The 16,987-nt window shown below is 46.4% G+C and carries 14 protein-coding genes; 7 read left to right on the top strand and 7 right to left on the bottom strand.

The features are described 5' to 3' along the window. Positions 1 to 19 precede the first annotated feature (19 nt). Both QUA80_RS26865 and QUA80_RS26860 read left to right on the top strand, forming a co-directional pair. Positions 20 to 1,171: a universal stress protein gene (locus QUA80_RS26865; protein ID WP_333428041.1), complete on the top strand. Its 1,152-nt coding sequence runs from the start codon at positions 20 to 22 to the stop codon at positions 1,169 to 1,171. A 259-nt stretch (positions 1,172 to 1,430) separates the two neighbouring features. Next, the gene (locus QUA80_RS26860; RefSeq protein ID WP_333428040.1) at positions 1,431 to 2,699 is read left to right on the top strand and encodes a sodium:proton antiporter; all 1,269 of its coding nucleotides are present in this window, start codon (positions 1,431 to 1,433) and stop codon (positions 2,697 to 2,699) included. 290 nt (positions 2,700 to 2,989) lie between these two features. Here the strand turns inward: QUA80_RS26860 and QUA80_RS26855 are convergent, their stop codons facing one another. The 3 genes from QUA80_RS26855 to QUA80_RS26845 form a co-directional block, all read right to left on the bottom strand. Further along, positions 2,990 to 6,346, bottom strand: coding sequence for a Calx-beta domain-containing protein (locus QUA80_RS26855; RefSeq protein WP_333428039.1), 3,357 nt, complete (start codon positions 6,344 to 6,346; stop codon positions 2,990 to 2,992). Positions 6,347 to 6,696: 350 nt separating this feature from the next. After that, positions 6,697 to 7,362 (bottom strand): class I SAM-dependent methyltransferase, encoded by a 666-nt coding sequence (locus QUA80_RS26850; protein WP_333428038.1) that lies wholly within the window; start codon positions 7,360 to 7,362, stop codon positions 6,697 to 6,699. 6 nt (positions 7,363 to 7,368) lie between these two features. Next, positions 7,369 to 7,830 (bottom strand): cupin domain-containing protein, encoded by a 462-nt coding sequence (locus QUA80_RS26845; protein ID WP_333428037.1) that lies wholly within the window; start codon positions 7,828 to 7,830, stop codon positions 7,369 to 7,371. Positions 7,831 to 8,073: 243 nt separating this feature from the next. On the opposite strand from QUA80_RS26845, the gene QUA80_RS26840 reads away from it, so the two are divergent. From QUA80_RS26840 to QUA80_RS26830, 3 genes are all read left to right on the top strand, one after another. After that, positions 8,074 to 9,528, top strand: a complete 1,455-nt coding sequence (locus QUA80_RS26840; protein ID WP_333428036.1) for a folate/biopterin family MFS transporter — start codon at positions 8,074 to 8,076, stop codon at positions 9,526 to 9,528. Between the two features lie 141 nt (positions 9,529 to 9,669). After that, positions 9,670 to 11,166 carry a carotenoid oxygenase family protein gene (locus tag QUA80_RS26835; RefSeq protein WP_333428035.1) on the top strand — a complete coding sequence of 499 codons (1,497 nt, stop codon included), beginning with the start codon at positions 9,670 to 9,672 and terminating at the stop codon, positions 11,164 to 11,166. A 229-nt stretch (positions 11,167 to 11,395) separates the two neighbouring features. Further along, positions 11,396 to 12,295, top strand: a complete 900-nt coding sequence (locus QUA80_RS26830; RefSeq protein WP_333428034.1) for a DUF4436 family protein — start codon at positions 11,396 to 11,398, stop codon at positions 12,293 to 12,295. A gap of 264 nt (positions 12,296 to 12,559) precedes the next feature. Here the strand turns inward: QUA80_RS26830 and QUA80_RS26825 are convergent, their stop codons facing one another. Continuing rightward, positions 12,560 to 13,411, bottom strand: a complete 852-nt coding sequence (locus tag QUA80_RS26825; protein ID WP_333428033.1) for an SGNH/GDSL hydrolase family protein — start codon at positions 13,409 to 13,411, stop codon at positions 12,560 to 12,562. Positions 13,412 to 13,626: 215 nt separating this feature from the next. Further along, positions 13,627 to 14,349 carry a hypothetical protein gene (locus QUA80_RS26820; RefSeq protein ID WP_333428032.1) on the bottom strand — a complete coding sequence of 241 codons (723 nt, stop codon included), beginning with the start codon at positions 14,347 to 14,349 and terminating at the stop codon, positions 13,627 to 13,629. A 75-nt stretch (positions 14,350 to 14,424) separates the two neighbouring features. Here QUA80_RS26820 and QUA80_RS26815 point away from each other — a divergent pair, with 75 nt between their 5' ends. Then, positions 14,425 to 15,054 (top strand): hypothetical protein, encoded by a 630-nt coding sequence (locus tag QUA80_RS26815; protein ID WP_333428031.1) that lies wholly within the window; start codon positions 14,425 to 14,427, stop codon positions 15,052 to 15,054. A gap of 16 nt (positions 15,055 to 15,070) precedes the next feature. Then, positions 15,071 to 15,430, top strand: coding sequence for a DUF4087 domain-containing protein (locus tag QUA80_RS26810; protein WP_333428030.1), 360 nt, complete (start codon positions 15,071 to 15,073; stop codon positions 15,428 to 15,430). Between the two features lie 348 nt (positions 15,431 to 15,778). Here QUA80_RS26810 and QUA80_RS26805 read toward each other — a convergent pair whose 3' ends face one another. Further along, positions 15,779 to 16,183 (bottom strand): anthrone oxygenase family protein, encoded by a 405-nt coding sequence (locus tag QUA80_RS26805; protein ID WP_333428029.1) that lies wholly within the window; start codon positions 16,181 to 16,183, stop codon positions 15,779 to 15,781. Between the two features lie 441 nt (positions 16,184 to 16,624). Continuing rightward, positions 16,625 to 16,987, bottom strand: a 363-nt coding sequence (locus tag QUA80_RS26800) for an SGNH/GDSL hydrolase family protein (protein WP_445302296.1), incomplete at its 5' end; no start/stop codon positions are given.

The raw sequence follows: 16,987 nt of genomic DNA, 5'->3' as shown, positions 1-16,987 counted from the left end.
GACAACTGACAACTCAGCTATGATTCACTCTAGCGAACTTACCAACAATCCAGACGCGGTTTACGCCCAACCTAACCGCACTTACGATCGCACCCCCCGCCGGGGAAAGCACAAAATATTTATCGGCATGGCCCCCGGTGTCGGCAAAACTTTCCGAATGCTAGAAGAAGGGCACAGGCTCAAATCTGAAGGCATTGATGTAGTAATTGGACTGTTAGAAACTCACGGCCGGAAAGAGACAGCAGCTAAAGCAGAAGGACTGGAAATAGTACCCAAAAAACAAATGCGGCGCGGCGAAAAAATGCTCACCGAAATGGATACGGATGCTGTCATAGAACGCCGTCCTCAATTAGCATTAATAGACGAATTGGCTCATACAAACATTCCTGGTTCTCTGCGAGAAAAACGATATCAAGATGTTGAAGAAATTCTCAATGCTGGGATAGATGTTTTCTCCACCCTCAACATTCAGCACATAGAAAGTCTCAACGATTTAGTAGCTCGAATTACCGGAGTTGTAGTGCGAGAGCGAGTGCCCGATCGCGTCCTAGAAGATGCTGACGAAATAGTTGTTGTCGATGTCACGCCGGAAACTTTAGAAGAAAGGTTGCTAGAAGGCAAAATTTATGCTCCCGAAAAAATTGAACAATCTTTAGAAAACTTTTTCCAGCGCCGTCATTTAATTGCTTTGCGAGAACTCGCCCTGCGAGAAGTCGCAGACAATGTGGAAGACGATGCAGCAACTTTAAAAGGTCAATCTTGCAACATTCACGAACGAGTTTTAGTGTGCATCTCGACTTATCCGAACTCCTTGCAACTGCTGCGGCGGGGCGCGAGGATTGCTAGCTACATGAATGCCCAATTTTATGCTGTGTTTGTCAACGATCCAGACCGATTTTTAACAAAAGCAGAAAGCTTGCACGTTGAAACTTGTGAGAAACTGTGTCAAGAATTTAACGGGAATTTTTTGCGGGTAAACGGCACAAATATAGCCAAAGCGATCTCGGAGGTAGCTAAACAGTATCGCATTACTCAAATTGTGATCGGCGAAAGCCAGCAATCCCGCTGGCATTTGCTGCTGCGGGGTTCTTTGACTCAACAGTTAGTGCGATCGCTCAAACACGTGGATTTGCACATCATCGCTACCGAAAAAAGTGGTCTTTCTAATTAGTCCTCAGCCAATAGTCATTAGTCATCGCTACCGAAAAAAGTGGTCTTTCTAATTAGTCCTCAGCCAAGAGTCATTAGTCATTAGTCATCAGTCGGACGATCTCCGGTAAATTAACCATAATATTTGTAGGGGCGGGTTTCACCAACAATCTCTAATTCCCGCTAACAATCTATATAAACCCGCCCCCACCACTTTCGGAGGATAGCTGAATCTAGCGGACGACGGATGTACCAGACGCTTTTACGTGTAAAGATCGCCCTTGTTAAACCTGATTAAAAGTGCGATCGCTATGGTGGATGATTACATTCTCAACTTGCTAGTTATTGGCATCCTCCTGCTGACCGTTACCTTGGGTTCCGGATGGATTTCTGGATTGCCGGTGTCTTATGCCTTAATTTATCTAATTGTCGGTATCGGATTGGGGCCTTATGGCATCAAGCTGATTGACTTGCGTCCCGAAGCTCAATTTTTAGAAAGACTTACAGAATTTGTAGTTATTGTTTCTCTGTTCAGTTGCGGCTTAAAAATGAATCGCCCGCTGCAACTTGGGGCGTGGAATTCCACAGTGCGGCTGATCGGTTTTTTAATGCCAATTTCGATTTTTGCAGTGGCCGCTTTCAGTCATTGGTTCGTGAAATTAGATTGGGGCGCGGCAATTTTATTGGGAGCAATTCTCGCTCCCACCGATCCTGTTTTAGCCTCAGAAGTTCAATTAGCACATATAGGCGATCGCGATGAATTGCGCTTTGGTTTAACATCCGAAGGCGGTTTGAACGATGCTTTAGCTTTTCCCTTCGTTTATTTCGGCATTTATGCGCTAAAAGATAGCAACTTGCCGAACTGGTTTTCGCAGTGGGTAGCAGTTGACTTGATTTGGGCGATCGCAGCAGGTATCGTTATGGGCATTTTAGTAGCTAAAGCCGTCACCTGGATCGATCGCCAACTACAACGGTACCGACCCGCAGATCAATTAATGGAAGATTTCATTGCTCTCAGCACAATTCTGCTCACATATTCCCTCACCGAAGTAGTCAACGGCTACGGATTTCTCGCAGTTTTTGTAGCAGGAATTGTGATGCAGCGGAGTTACCGCAACCCAGAAAAACCGCTTTCCCAACTGCACTTTACCGAGCGCATAGAAAAGTTAATGGAAGTAGCAACTATTTTACTATTAGGTTCGCTTTTGCGCCTAGATCCTATGTTTGCCTATGGAGGATACTCCCTCTTGGTAGCTGGATTGTTGATTTTTTTGATTCGGCCTGTGGGAGCTTGGATCAGTACGATCGGCAGTCCTTTGCATCCCGTCAGCCGCTGGCTGTGCGGTTGGTTCGGCATTCGTGGAGTCGGTTCTATCTATTATCTTACCTATGCTTTTGGTAAAGGTTTGGAAGGAGAAACAGCAGAAAAAATTGCCTGGATTACCTTTACAACAATCGTAATTTCTGTGATTTTGCACGGTATTACTTCAACCCCATTAATGAACTGGTACGAGCGCCGAGTAAAACCTGATGTACCGGATTTAATTTAATTCATAGTCCTGGACGCATAAATACCTTTATAAACTGGGTTTTTCGCTCCTATTAAAGGTTAACCATGCAGTCTCTTCCTAAAAAAAACAGGTTTCTGCGTCCAGGACTAATTGAGTAAGGTGCGTGACTTTGAGTTCTTCAATTCCCAGTGAGATGATTGAGAGTCACGCACCCTACTAAATCTTAATTCTCGATCGCCCCCAAAGCGCACAGAGTTGCTTTCGGTGCCTGAATTATTCCCTCACTCTTAAGTTGACAGCTCTCGGCATTGCTACGCCTCCTACAGGCGTTAAGGGACAAGAGGAGACTCGAAAGCGCCGATGTCAATAATTCCCCCGCTAACGCGATTAAAAGGAGAGATACCCCGCTGGTCGTAGAAGGGAGGACCGATAAAAGGTCCAGACGTTAAAACAAAAGCTGGGTCGCCACCATTAATAGCGGCACTACCCGGTTGCAGTGCCAGAGTCTGAGTCGAACCGCCGTTATCTGCCAGGGGATTTAGTAGGGGGTCAATAGGTGCAGCAGCAGTGCCAACTCGATCGCCAACAGCAGTAAAACCCGTGCTGCCAGTACCGTCGCCAATTAAGTTGTAGCCACCGCTGGCGAAGCTGCCGAAAACGTCAGGGTCAGTGGTGGCACTGTTGAGAGCGATGATAGTATTTTTGACATTCACCGTGCCGCCGTTCCATATACCACCGCCACTTGCAGGGGAAGACAACGAGGGAAATGATGGCACACTGTTGGAGGGGTTTGCTTTGTTGCCGGAGAGAGTGCTGTTTGTCAGCGTTACCGTGCCAGCTTGGTTATAGATGCCAGCACCCCTGCTACCTGCGTTGGTTGCTGTGTTTCCAGAGAGAGTGCTGTTCGTCACCTCTACTGTGCCGTTATCGTTATAAATGCCACCACCAAACAAACCATTTTCAAAAAAACCACCCACAGTGTTACCAGAAAGAGTGCTGTTCGTCACTTTGACTGTGCCACCCTCACGGTTATAAATGCCGCCACCACTGCCACCGCCCGCATCGTTGCCAGAAAGAGTGCTGCTTGTCACCTCCACAGTACCGCCTTGGTTAGAGATGGCAGCACCATTTACTCCTGCCGGAACCCCTAGGGTAAAACGCACTCCAACGTTGCCAGAGAAAGTGCTGTTTGCTACTTTGACTGTGCCTGGGCCATTGTTAGAGATGCCACCGCCATTGGTAGCGCGGTTGCCTGAGAAAGTGCCGTTCGTCACGTTTACTGTGCCGCTATTGTTTGAGATGGCACCGCCTCTGCTTGGTGCGAAGCCACTGTTGCCTGAGAAAATGCTGTTAGTCAAATTTACTGTGCCACCCTCATTGTGGATGCCACCACCACTGGGGATGGGATTCAAATTGGGGTTAAAGAAATTGCTCAAACGGTTGTTAGAGAAAGTGCTGTTGATCGCATTTACTGTGCCGCCATTGTTGTAGATGCCACCACCCCTGCCACCTGTCACAGTGTCACCTGTCACAGTGTTGTTAGAGAGAGTGCTGTTGGTCACATTTACTGTGCCACCGTCGTTATAGATGCCGCCGCCGTCACTTATCAAACCATTGGCGATCGTGAATCCGTCAAAAGTCGCACTGACTCCACTCTTTACCTTGAAAATCCGGTAATCTCCGCCCGTATCCCGCCCCACTATCAGGTTGCTAGAACCAGTGCTATTAGTAATAGTCACATCGCCGCTAATCTCAGGCAATACTCCTGTGAGATTGATTGTCTGCGACCCGGCTGGCAGATTGAAACTAATAGTATCATTCCCAGCTATAGCGTTAGCATTCAGCAGTGCTTGTCGAAACGAACCTTCTGCCAGACTGTAGTCTGTCAGGCTGTCATTGCTATTGACAACTACCGTATCATTGGCTCCGATCGCGACAGTAGCATTGTTTTGGTTAGGATCAATTTGGTAATTCCCATCTGCTAGTTTCAGCTTCAGCGTCTCCTGTGCCTCAGCTTGGATATCATCGACAGCGGTGAGGCTCACATCTACAAAATTTTGTCCATCCGGGATGGTGACGCTGACATTTGAACTGTTGACAGAAAGGCCGCCACCGCTGAGGGTGTAGTCGCTAGGTTTAGTTGGATTGTTGCTAGTACCGTCTATTGCTAGGTTGACTGTTAAGTTGCCGCGACTCTCACCAGCGCGACTGATGCGAAAAGTGGCTGGATTGTTGCCTGTTTCTGCTGCTGCCTCATCTATAGCAGCGATGGTTACCGTTGGCAAGATGTCATCGTTAATAATAGTGAAGCTAGCAGTTGGCTGACTTCCTAAAATTCCCCTGCCTACAGGATTAACTAATTTCAAATTAATCTGTTCGTCTGGTTCGACGACGGTATCCCCCACAATAGGTATTGATACATCTTTGAAGGATTCGCCGCTAGCAAAGTTGATAGTAACTGGCAGATTGTTAATGTAGTCTTCGGTAACAGTAGCTGTGGAAGAGGTATCTAGTTCCACTTGGACGCTGACTGCCCCCTCGCTGCTGCCAGTGCGTTGAACTGTGGCGACAACTTGATTGGGACTGCCACTGTCGCCCTCGTTAGCACTGTAGCTAGAAGTGCTGAATGCTAAGATACTGGGGATTAATATGTCATCGTTAATAATAGTTAAGGTGGCAGTAGGCTGACTTCCTAAAGTTACCCTATTGCCTACAGGGTTAACCAATTTCAAATTAATCTCTTCGTCTGGTTCGACGACGGTATCTCCCACAATGGGAATTGATACAGTTTTGGAGGATTCGCCGCTGGCAAAGTTGATAGTAACTGGCAGATTGTTAATGTAGTCTTCGCTAACAGTAGCGGTGGAAGGTGTATCTAGTTCCACTTGAACGCTGACTGCCCCCTCGCTGCTGCCAGTGCGTTGAACTGTGGCGACAACTTGATTGGGACTGCCACTGTTGCCCTCGTCGGCCCTGTAGCTAGAGGTGCTGAATTCTAAGATACTGGGGGTTGATGTTGAGGTAACTGGAGCGAGTGAGGTGGTGAAATTGGCTGCTGTGATACTGCTGCTGTTAATACCTTTTAAAATAGCGATATCTTCGCCTGTCACGTTATCTCGAACGATTGTATCTCTGGCAAAATCGCCTGTTCCTTGAGAGATATTCAAGTCTTGAAATTGCAAGCCTCCATCGAGTCCTATTAAGTCTGTACCCAGGCTAAAGTCGGCAATCAAGTCAGCATTGGCAAGAGTAGAACTGCCGCTATTAACTGAATTATTTTGTACTCGGCCGATGACAAAAAGGTCGTCACCATCGCCACCGCTTAAGGTATCGGCACCGCTATCTCCAAATAGGACATCATTGCCTTCATTTCCAGATAGCAAATCATTTTCTTTGCCGCCGCGCACCAAATCGTTTCCCTGCCCTCCTTCGAGGGTATCATTACCGTTATCCCCAAACACCCAATCCTCGTTGGCGCCGCCTTGAATTAGGTCACTGTCTTTGCCGCCGTAGAGGGTATCCTTGGCTTGGTTGCCCAAGATATAGTCATTACCTTGGTTGCCAAAGATTCGATCGTCCCCTTCTGCGCCAAACAGGGTATCATCGCCTTGTTTGCCCGTGAGCGAGTTACTTCCAGGAAAGCCTATTAAAACATCGTTGTTGGGGGTACCTTCAAGTGTAGCCATTGTTTGTGATAGATGCTAAGTGATGGTAGTTGCTCTAGCCCGGAGCTCGGGGGTTAGGCGAAGCGATCGCGATTTCCATGGCGGGTAGTGCGATATTGCAAATTAGAATTTATGAGGCTGCCAACTTTATTAAGTTTCGCAGTTGGGCTGCCCAAAGGAAGTGCGTAGGCTTTGCAATCTACTACTGTTTTTTTTAGCTATGAAACTGGTTTTACCCAAGCCGCGTCAAGGTGCGATAGATCAACTTTACGTCATCCTATCGGTTGCCGATCGATAACAAACAAAACTTATTGTCTCGCGCGATTGAAAAAAATCAGAGCGAGTTCGCGGCTGCAACGAAATTTCAAGCATTAGGGAGCATTCTTCACCGCGTTGACAGGGCTGACTGGTTTCACCCCAACTAATAAAGCGAGTTCCCGCCACTTCCAATAACAGTCTGCATCTGTAAAACCAATTTCTCTAAACCAGCGCAGTTGCGTTTCCACATCCAGCAATTTATTCGACGGATCGTCTGGCGAATCGCTAATACCGATCGCCACTCGAAACTTCTCGTGTAAAGCGGGAGTTGCGGACGCTACGTGCTCCAAGTTGCAAAAAATGCCTCCGGGCTCCAAAAGCTCGAAAATCTCAGTGTAAAGCGAACGTTTGCGATCGTCTGCTACGTGATGAATCGCAAAACTAGAAACAACCGCATCAAACTTGCCCAAAGCCGGTAGCGATTCGTCAAAATTGTGCTCGACTACCGTGACATTTTGGTCATCAGCAAAGCGAATTCTGGCTTTTTCCAGCATTGTCGGCGAAAAGTCGAGCGCCACACATTCAACATTTGGTCGATCGCACTTAAGCAGGCCCAACAACCTGCCGTCTCCCGTGCCCACATCCAGAATTCGCTTAACATTTTTCGGCACTTCCTCCAACAAAACCGCTTCACCTTCAGTGCGGTGAGGAATGCCATCAGCTTTAGCAAGATACCACAAAGCGTGTGCCGCCGAAGTCCAAAGATTCACTTGACTCATAAATTTTCAACTCTCATAAACCTCGCCATTTTTGCGAGTAAAAATCCAACTATTCCCGTTAGCTTTCGCGATTAGATCGTCATCGGGATATTCGGCACTATCTCCCGGAGTGCGATCGCCAATTTCCAGATAAACAACATCAGCATTCGTGCGGTTAACCAAATGATGCCCATCAGCATCACCCGCCGGAAAACCCGCCGCCATACCCGGTTTCAGCACTTCCTCTCCGGAATTTGCAATCAGAGTAACTTCTCCTTCCAGAACATAGATTAACTCATCTTGCCGGGTATGCCAGTGCCTGAGAGCAGAACAACTTCCCGGTGCAAGCCTCACTAAATTTACCCCAAAATTCTGCAATCCGGCAGCATCGCCCAAGCGTTTTTTAACTCTTCCGGCAACAGCAGATTGGAATTGCTGAGGGTACTTGGAACCCGTAATTTCCGGCACATTTTTAGGATCGATAATCATATAACAGTCATGGTAGCAGTTGTGAATTCTCTCTTCATTCTCTTCCTTCGCGTCATACGCGACGAAAGCGGTTCGTTTTAAATTTGTGCTTTCACGGCTACAAAACACAGTTTTATTTTAGCTAATTACAATTTTATAGCGCCTGCCACCTCCCCCTCCCTTTGGCATCCCACTTCCGACAGTTCCCGCAACTCATTAAGAATGTGTTATAAATATTGAGATTCATTAAGAAATATTTCTCAAATGCTCATTTCCCCGTCCGGCGTCAGCAAACTCAAAGAATCTTTAAAAGAAAAAGTATTCTTTGGGAATGAGCCAACCCCCGAACTCATAGCCATCTTACTGATTTACTTCGTCCAAGGAATTCTTGGACTAGCCCGCTTAGCCGTCAGCTTTTTTCTCAAAGACGAACTAGGTATGAGTCCGGCAGAAGTCTCGGCAATGCTGGGCGTCGTCGCCCTGCCTTGGACGATCAAACCATTGTTCGGCTTCATGTCCGACGGGTTGCCAATATTCGGCTACCGCAGGCGCCCTTACATCGTTCTCTCCGGGTTGCTGGGAACGTCAGCATGGGTTGGCCTCGCAACAATTGTACACACGCCGCTTGCAGCTACAGGCGCGATCGCCCTGTGTTCCCTCTCCGCCGCCGTCAGCGACGTAATCGCCGACTCCCTGGTAGTCGAAAGGGCCAGAAAAGAATCCGTTACCGACGCCGGTTCCCTGCAATCCTTGTCTTGGGGCGCTACAGCCCTCGGCGGATTAATTACCGCCTACCTCAGCGGTTCCCTGCTGCAACACTTCAGCACCCAGACTATCTTTTTAATCTCTGCATCTTTCCCGCTAATTGTATCAGCAACAGCTTGGTTAATTGCCGAAGAAAAAACCACCAAAAGAATCGGCTTTGAAACGGTCAAAGACCAACTAAAACAACTGCGACAAGCTGTTACCCAAAAAACAATTTGGCTGCCCACCGCCTTTCTCTTCCTCTTGCAAGCCACCCCAAGCTCAGACGCCGCCTTCTTCTTTTTCACCACCAACGAATTAGGCTTTCCACCAGAATTTCTCGGTCGAGTGCGCCTCGTTACGAGCATTGCCGCCCTCGCCGGCGTCTGGCTGTTTCAACGCTTCCTCAAAACAGTTCCATTTCGAGTAATTTTTGGCTGGTCAGCAGTCATTGCGACTGCTTTGGGCATGACTACTTTATTATTAGTAACTCATGCCAACCGAGCTTTAGGAATTGACGATGGATGGTTCAGCATCGGAGACACCCTGATCCTGACAGTAATCGGACAAATTGCTTATATGCCGCTGCTGGTACTCTCCGCCCGCTTGTGTCCCCCAGGCGTCGAAGCAACTTTATTTGCGCTGCTGATGTCAATCACAAATTTAGCAGGAATTTTGTCCAACGAAGGCGGTGCACTTTTGACCCACTTGCTAGGAATTACCGATCGCAATTTCGATAACCTCTGGCTGCTAATCATCATCACAAACCTGTCCACACTTCTGCCCCTACTGTTCTTAAATTGGGTGCCCGCAGATAGTACAGAAAGCGGCGATCCAAACTATCAAAAATCTCTCCCCGTATTAGAACCTGAACTGGGCAGTTCAAAACCATGCGGACAGCATTTTATGCCCGAATACTTTCCCGACTTAGTACCCACAATAAAGCCACAAAGGCGCACTGTAGAGAGCAAATAAAGGAAGTTCGGCAACAGATGAGAGTAACGGATTTAACAGATGAATTAAAGTGTATTTTCCAATTTTCTGACTCTCCCACTTTCACCCTCTCTGCGCCCTCTGTGTTCTCTGCGGTTAAATCAATAAAAGCTTATTAAACCAATGCAAAAATTACAGATTTTCCAACCTCAAACAGCAGCCAAAAAATCATCATACGATCGCACAGACTGGCAGCGCGGCTACGAATCCCAACCCAACGAATCCGACTACTGGATTGACGAAATAGAAGGCGAAATCCCCGCCGGCTTGCAAGGCACATTCTTTCGCAACGGGCCCGGACTGTTGGATGTCAACGGCCAGCGCATCCACCACCCGTTTGACGGCGACGGGATGGTTTGTGCGATCGCCATATCCCAAGGCCGCGCCCATTTCCGCAACCGATTCGTCCGCACAGAAGGCTATATCGCCGAACAACAAGCCGGCAAAATCCTCCACCGAGGCGTTTTCGGCACACAGAAGCCAGGGGGCTGGCTAGCCAACATCTTTGATGTCAAAATCAAAAACATTGCCAACACCAACATCATTTATTGGGGCGACAAACTGCTAGCACTTTGGGAAGCAGCAGAACCCTACAGACTCGACCCCCGCACCCTAGAAACACTCGGCTTAGATACCCTAGACGGCATCTTGGAACCCGGTGAAGCCTTCGCCGCCCACCCCAGAATTGAAAAAGGGAAAAATGGCAAAGGAGACAGATTAATCAACTTTTCCGTCAAGCCCGGTTTGTCGAGTACAATCACGATTTACGAACTCGACGACAGCGGCAAACTTTTGCAGCGTCACGCCCACGCAATACCCGGTTTTGCCTTCCTGCACGACATGGTAATTACCCCGAATTACTGCATATTCTTCCAAAATCCCGTCAGCTTCAATCCGCTGCTTTTCTTCTTAGGATTGCGGAGTGCAGCGCAGTGCATTCAATTTTCGCCAAACAAGCCAACGCAAGCAATTTTAATTCCCCGCAACGGCACTGACGAGGTGAAAATATTAGAAACGGAACCTTGTTTTGTCTTCCACCACTGCAACGCCTGGGAAGAAGGAGGCGAAGTTTTTGTAGATTCAGTTTGCTACGAATCATTTCCAACTGTAGAGGCGGATGCCGATTTTCGCGAGGTTGATTTTGAGAGCGTTCCAGCGGGCGAATTGTGGCGGTTTAAGTTAAATTTGCAAAAGGAAACCGTGCAGCATCAAGTTGTTGAAACTAGGTGCTGTGAGTTTCCAACTTTGCATCCGAATCATGTCGGACAACCTTACCGATATCTTTACATCGGTGCTGCTGATGCTCCCACAGGAAATGCTCCTTTGCAAGCTATCCTCAAAATGGATTTCGTGACTGGTGAAAGGCAAATTTGGAGTGCGGCACCGCGAGGTTTTGCGGGGGAACCGGTGTTTGTTCCCCGTCCCGATGCTGTTGCGGAGGATGACGGCTGGCTGCTGCTTTTAATGTATGATGCAGCTAATCATCGATCGACCTTAGTGATTTTAGATGCTCGCGACATCACCAAAGGGCCCCTAGCGCGCTTGCATTTAAAACAGCACATTCCCTACGGCTTGCACGGAAGTTTTACGCCCAATGTACTGCTTCCTATCGGTTCGTAGTTGCGCGTTGATTCGCCTGGTTCTTGCGCCGCTCGCCACAGCCCGCCGGGGGTTTAAACCCCCGGCTCACAGCGAAAGTCCTCTAAAAGAGGACTAAAACCAACATTTATTATCGATCGAGTTTCGTTAGTCGGTTTTAACCGACTTTAGCTACTCGCTGTGGGGTTTAAACCCCTGGCGGACTGCGGGAAATACTAACAACAATTTAACACATAAAAATCCCTATTAAATGCCAACTGTCAACAAATTTAATCTCAAAAAAATACTTATTTTAATTTGCATTATCCCCGTAATTTTGGCAATTATCTTATCTGTTTACTCTCACAACGCTAACGCCCAAGAGCCTTACAACCCATCTCCAGAAAGCGCTGTAGCGTCCAAAGGCTTGGTTGAGGTCAAAATGACGTTAATTGCCGTCGATCCCATTAAAAACGAATTAGAAACCCGCTTGCAGTTTGAACTCAAAGGTATATATAAAAAAGCGCCAACTTACCCGGCTCAAGACTTGTTAATGACAGTTAACGGCGCAAATGTACAGGATTCGGAAATTACCTTTAAAGAAGGCAAACCGATGATTGTCCCTGCATTGAAGTTTAACTTAGTCAAAGGAAAAATTAACAATTACCCCTTTGACAGGCATATTGCTAAAGTAGCTATTTCGATCGACCCGCTGCCTTCGATTGGTAAAAAGTTTGCTCCTTTTGAACTAAACCCCGTGCCGTTGGAATTGAATTTTCATGCCGATGTTCCCGGTTTCGACATCAGTTATAAACCGATGGAAGAGAATTCATCTATTTTTATTTATATCGATGTTTATGCAACTCGATCGCTCCCGGTGAAATTCTTTGCGTTAGTGATTATTGTCATCATGTGGGTGCTGTCAATTATGGCGCTTTTGCTAGCCTTAAAAGTGATGAAATCCGGCAAGGTACCGGAAGTAGGAATGCTGAGTTGGACTGCCGTGATGCTGTTTGCTTTTCCCGCTATTCGCAACGCTCAACCGGGAGTGCCGCCTGTGGGAACTGCCAGCGATTTCCTTTCGTTTTTTTGGACGGAAATTATTGTTGTGGTGGCGTTGGTGATTATCGGTAGCTGTTGGTTGAAGCGGTATCATCCGCCGATTGAATGATTTTATATTTTAGATTTTAGATTAAAGAATTGAATAATTTAGCCCAGTGATAAATCAGGGGGCTTTTAGCTTGGATACTTTCAATTAACAGTCAACAGTCAATCAATTTTAGATTTGAGATTTTAGATTAAAGAATTGAAGTCTTGACCCACGTATAAATTCGGGGGTTCCTTTATCGGATACAGGTTTGTTATTTCTGGACGGATGAATCCGCAGGCTTGTATCCTGGATGCTTTCGGTCAACTGTTAACTAAATTCAAAAATTCACTTTTTGACTTCCAAATTCTCAATATCTTTCGTCGGTACTCCCAAACCGCGCAAAATAGTAAAAGCCATAATTCGATATCCCGACGGATTCGGGTGCACTCCATCTGCAGCTAACAAATTTAGAGTCTTGCCCGCGTGCTTTTGATACGTGCCGATAACTTCCCGAAAAGGCGCATTCAAATCAATAAACAAGCACTGATTCTGCAACGCAATTTCTCGCATCGCGGCAATATAATCTTGCAACCTGCGATTTTCTGGGCCGTCGAGAATTTCGCCTATCGGAGTAGGAGAAAGCAGTACAACTCGAATTCCTGCGGCTTTTGCCGCCAGCACCATTTGAGTGATTTTCTCCCGATATTGTGCCAGCGGCACTCCGGTGGGCAAGTTGCCTTGCGGATAAAACTGAATGTTTTGGAAGTCAAAGAAAGCGTGCCAAACGTCATTGACTCCGACATTAATCATGACTAAATCTGGTTTTTGGTCGATCGCATCTTTCTGGAAGCGCGCTTGCATATCCGTCGCCTTGTTACCGGAGATTCCGGCGTTGACGATTTCGATGTGGCCGGGATAAAGGGCATTCAGATAGCGTTGCAGCAGCCAAACGTAACCTCCGGGGTATTTCCCGGCCTCGGTGATGCTGTCGCCCACTGTCACAATTTTGCGCTTGCCGGCGAGCACGTTCTGGATTTCTGGCGGCGGCGTTGCTTGGGATACGGATTCTTTAAACACTGGAATTAAGGTGTGAGGAATGTTGAAGGCAATAATAGCAGTAATTACGGCGAGGGCAAGTCTGATTAACACTTGCCGCTTCGGGAGTTTGGGACGGGGCGATGGCGCATTGGGAGACATAAGGAAGAATAAAAAAGAGCCTATTTGATGCGTGTCCTCACTTTAATCGTAGATTTTAGCCTGAGTTTTCTGAGAGTGAGCCATCAATTTTGCTATAGTTGCAAACAATCCTGGACTTGGGCGTGAGACGTTCAGCCAGATCGGTCAATTTGCGATCGGTCGAACACTGAGAAATGACGCTTATTGCAGGTTTGAGCCTTTAGTATTGCAGGTTGCTACATATCCCTGCTAGTTGGTTTAAAATTTTGCACAAAATTCATCCACCGCTGAACATTAGAACCGGTGATGTCTAAAATCGGAATAGAATAGACATCTGATTCAGGAGGGCCGCCCTCGGTATCTTTGGCAATGCTTGTGCGTTCTGGCTTACCTAAGCCGTAGGTTGAAGCCGTTTCGCTAGCTAAACTACAGGGAATTCTAAAGTTTCCCATGCGAATACTTCCATTACCTGCTAAATAAACCCATTCATAACCGGAAACGCCTCTAAACTGCTGGCACAAAAAATGGGAAGTTTCAAACATTTTGGCAAGATGAACATCGTAGAAACGAAGCTTGCCACCGTAAGCGGGTTGAGTTGTATCTCGATTCGGTGCAGTAAGTTGCATGAGGACAAAGCCTCCCCTAGCTTCTGTCCCACCATACTGAATGCTCAGCGGCACCTGGGTGCTATTTTGAGCCTGGATGATGTTAACCTTTTGAGTAAATTTAGTGCTGTCAGCCTCAGCACTAGGTTCGCTACCCAAGTAAGTAGGAGCAGAAAAAGCTAGGTTTGCAGGCAGTAATATAATCGCACAGGTCATTAGTTTTGCCAAATTGTGGCGCTCTGCTTTTTTGGCGATCGCGTATGTTTTACTTAGCACAGTTTTACTTAGCACAGTACGATCGGAGGTGATTGGCGTGCGATCGGGTTGGGGTTGTGGGAGTGGTGGTTTATACATAGGTTTTACGATCGAGGATGAGATGTGCTGATTTGCTGGTAAATTAAGGGTTAACAGAACCTGAGAGTATTACTTATGAGAAAAAGCCGGCTAGTAGCTTTGATGGTCAATTTAATAATTTTGGGTTCTTGTTTACCAATTATTGCACAACAATCTAAACGATACCCAACTGAGAATGAATTGCAGCAATTAATGAATCGGTTTCGCAATTTTGTGGCTGCGCCGTCGCCGGGGAATCGTGATTTTTATATTCGAGATCGCCGTAATGAAACTGAGACTCAGAAATTGCAAGTGTTTGTTAGAGCTTGGTTGCCAGTTAATCCTGATGTAGCACCTTTTCTCGGTCAATGGACGGCACTAGAAGAAACTCAAAACATTTACCCTTCTACTCTTAAAGGTAAAGTTTGTATTATAGAAAATTTTATTCCCACAAAAAATGATATTGGGATAAGTTTTGCTCGAGGAACTATCTCGGGAAAATCCATCAAAACCACTAATTTCGCGACTCTCATTCAACAAGGCAACTATTTAGGAGTCGCTTTTATTAACACTCGAAATAATCAACCTGGTATCTACGAATACGCTTGGCCTAAACCGCTAGTCGATCCAGCTAAATTAATGAGTTCCCTTCCCCCAGCGGAGAGAAATCGGTTGCTTCAACAATTTAAAGAAGCTGGTTGTAGTGATACTTTACCAAACAGGTGATAAAATGATTAGAGTTATGAAAAGAAGCTTGCTTATGCTGGCTATCATCTCCTTTATTTCTGTCATAGCTTTGCCTGTTAAGGCTACAGAAACTAGGTGTGGATGGTTGCAAAATCCCACACCTGCAAATTGGTATTTAAGAGACAGAGATGGCACTTGGGTTATTTCCAGGCAAGGGGGATATCAAGCCGAAGGAATGGATAATATTCCCAGTGACGAAAAGGAATATGTCAGAACCAATGGTTATTACGGATATGGTTGTGCTTGTTTAGAGGTAGCAACAGATACCAATCGGATGAGGATTATCACGATTCAAGGCGGTGAAGCATTACCACTCTCGACTTGTCGCGAAGATCCAAATTTGCCAAAAGAATGAATTAAAGTTATGACTATGTGCGATCGCTGCATCCTATGTGCCTACCTACCCCCTAGATAATATTGAATATAATAGCTAAAATATTACTCAAAACATAGAATATAATACCGAAAATCAAAATCAATTACAGGATGATCCTTCTCAAGAAAATACTTCGTCTGGGTGTGGATTTATCATAGCACTGATAATAATGTTTTTTGGTTTTGCTTCTTTTAATTCAAATAAAGACCGCTACGATCGGCATCAATATGACCACCCATCAGCACAACCATATAATTACCCTGGTCAATAAATGTCGTTTTTACGATCGCATCGATCGCGCGATCGCTCAAAATTAAAAATGTAAAATTAAAATTGTACCGATCGATAACACAGCGCAATCGTCAGCGAAGCCGATGCCGCCAGCGCCGCAGCCGTCCGAACATGATTCCAGAACGTCCATTCGGTAAGGTATCTAGCCCATAGGTTCGCACCGTCAGCGCTGCTGGGCTCGACAGTCGCCAGCGCATTATTTAGCGGCACATTGAACGCGATCGTCACTCCTACAGTACCGACAATATAGAGCAGGCTGCCAAGGAGTAAGTAAAAGGCACCGGGTTGATGCCACTTTAACAGCGAGGAGATAGCCAGAAAGATGCAAGCCGCAGCCGTTCCGAATAGCGCCGTCATAAATAACGGATTAATCGCCGTTATATTGATGGCTTGCATGGCGGCAATACCCTGTGCTGGTTGGAGTCGGGCAAGGGCTTTCATCACAAACGTCGAGAAGGCGAAGAAGACTCCAGCCATCAGCCCGCAGCCTAGTGCCGAGAAAAGCTTCAATGTGAAAAGCGAGTAGTCAACCATTGCCCTAAAACCTCCTGCGAATTACTGTCCAATGCCTTGTTAGTGCATTGTGTCATTGCATTTTTAACCTTGATCTTGAGCCGAGAAACTTGATATAAAGTGGACAGGGTACAAAGCAGACCGCAAATAAAAGTTAAGTTTTCAACCACTACGATGCTCTTATGAAGAGCTAAAGACAATCTAGCAGAGACTTAAAGACTAAATCACTTACAACTAAAAAACTGTGGCTGATTTTGATTGTCAATGCTATACTAATTCGTAGTAGCTAAAAGCTTAGGAATTCTAGCGCTCCCTGCTTGACAAAAAACAAGTGTTACTCTTCAAACTTAGCACTCATAGACTCCGACATTAATCAGCACTAAATCTAGTTTTTGGGTCGATCGCATCTTTCTGGAAGCGCGCTTGCATATCAGTCGCCTTGTTACCGGAGATTCCGGCGTTGACGATTTCGATGTGGCCGGGATCAAGGGCATTCAGATAGCGTTGCAGCAGCCAAACGCAACCTCCGGGGTATTTCCCGGCCTCAGTGATGCTGTCGCCCACCGTCACAATTTTGCGCCTGCCCGCGATCGCGTTCTGGATTTCTGGCGGCGTTGCTTTAGATACGGATTCTTTAAACACGGGAATTAAGGAGTTATACCATTTTTCTAAAGTTATGCTAGAGTTACCTGAAAAGTAAAGGAGAATATTAAAATGTCTGGGCGTCCTCAT

It is taken from the genome of Microcoleus sp. F4-D5, from assembly GCF_036704885.1.
Taxonomy (GTDB): Bacteria; Cyanobacteriota; Cyanobacteriia; order Cyanobacteriales; family Microcoleaceae; genus Microcoleus.
This window is presented reverse-complemented; position numbering and strand designations above follow the sequence as displayed.

Bases quoted from the DNA above. Each gene is read 5' to 3' on its own strand.
- QUA80_RS26805 (WP_333428029.1), bottom strand. From the start codon at position 16,183: ATGAAAGCCCTTGCCCGACTCCAACCAGCACAGGGTATTGCCGCCATG.
- QUA80_RS26865 (WP_333428041.1), top strand. From the start codon at position 20: ATGATTCACTCTAGCGAACTTACCAACAATCCAGACGCGGTTTACGCC.
- QUA80_RS26850 (WP_333428038.1), bottom strand. From the start codon at position 7,362: ATGAGTCAAGTGAATCTTTGGACTTCGGCGGCACACGCTTTGTGGTAT.
- QUA80_RS26855 (WP_333428039.1), bottom strand. From the start codon at position 6,346: ATGGCTACACTTGAAGGTACCCCCAACAACGATGTTTTAATAGGCTTT.
- QUA80_RS26825 (WP_333428033.1), bottom strand. From the start codon at position 13,411: ATGTCTCCCAATGCGCCATCGCCCCGTCCCAAACTCCCGAAGCGGCAA.
- QUA80_RS26845 (WP_333428037.1), bottom strand. From the start codon at position 7,830: ATGATTATCGATCCTAAAAATGTGCCGGAAATTACGGGTTCCAAGTAC.
- QUA80_RS26840 (WP_333428036.1), top strand. From the start codon at position 8,074: ATGCTCATTTCCCCGTCCGGCGTCAGCAAACTCAAAGAATCTTTAAAA.
- QUA80_RS26830 (WP_333428034.1), top strand. From the start codon at position 11,396: ATGCCAACTGTCAACAAATTTAATCTCAAAAAAATACTTATTTTAATT.
- QUA80_RS26815 (WP_333428031.1), top strand. From the start codon at position 14,425: ATGAGAAAAAGCCGGCTAGTAGCTTTGATGGTCAATTTAATAATTTTG.
- QUA80_RS26820 (WP_333428032.1), bottom strand. From the start codon at position 14,349: ATGTATAAACCACCACTCCCACAACCCCAACCCGATCGCACGCCAATC.
- QUA80_RS26835 (WP_333428035.1), top strand. From the start codon at position 9,670: ATGCAAAAATTACAGATTTTCCAACCTCAAACAGCAGCCAAAAAATCA.
- QUA80_RS26810 (WP_333428030.1), top strand. From the start codon at position 15,071: ATGAAAAGAAGCTTGCTTATGCTGGCTATCATCTCCTTTATTTCTGTC.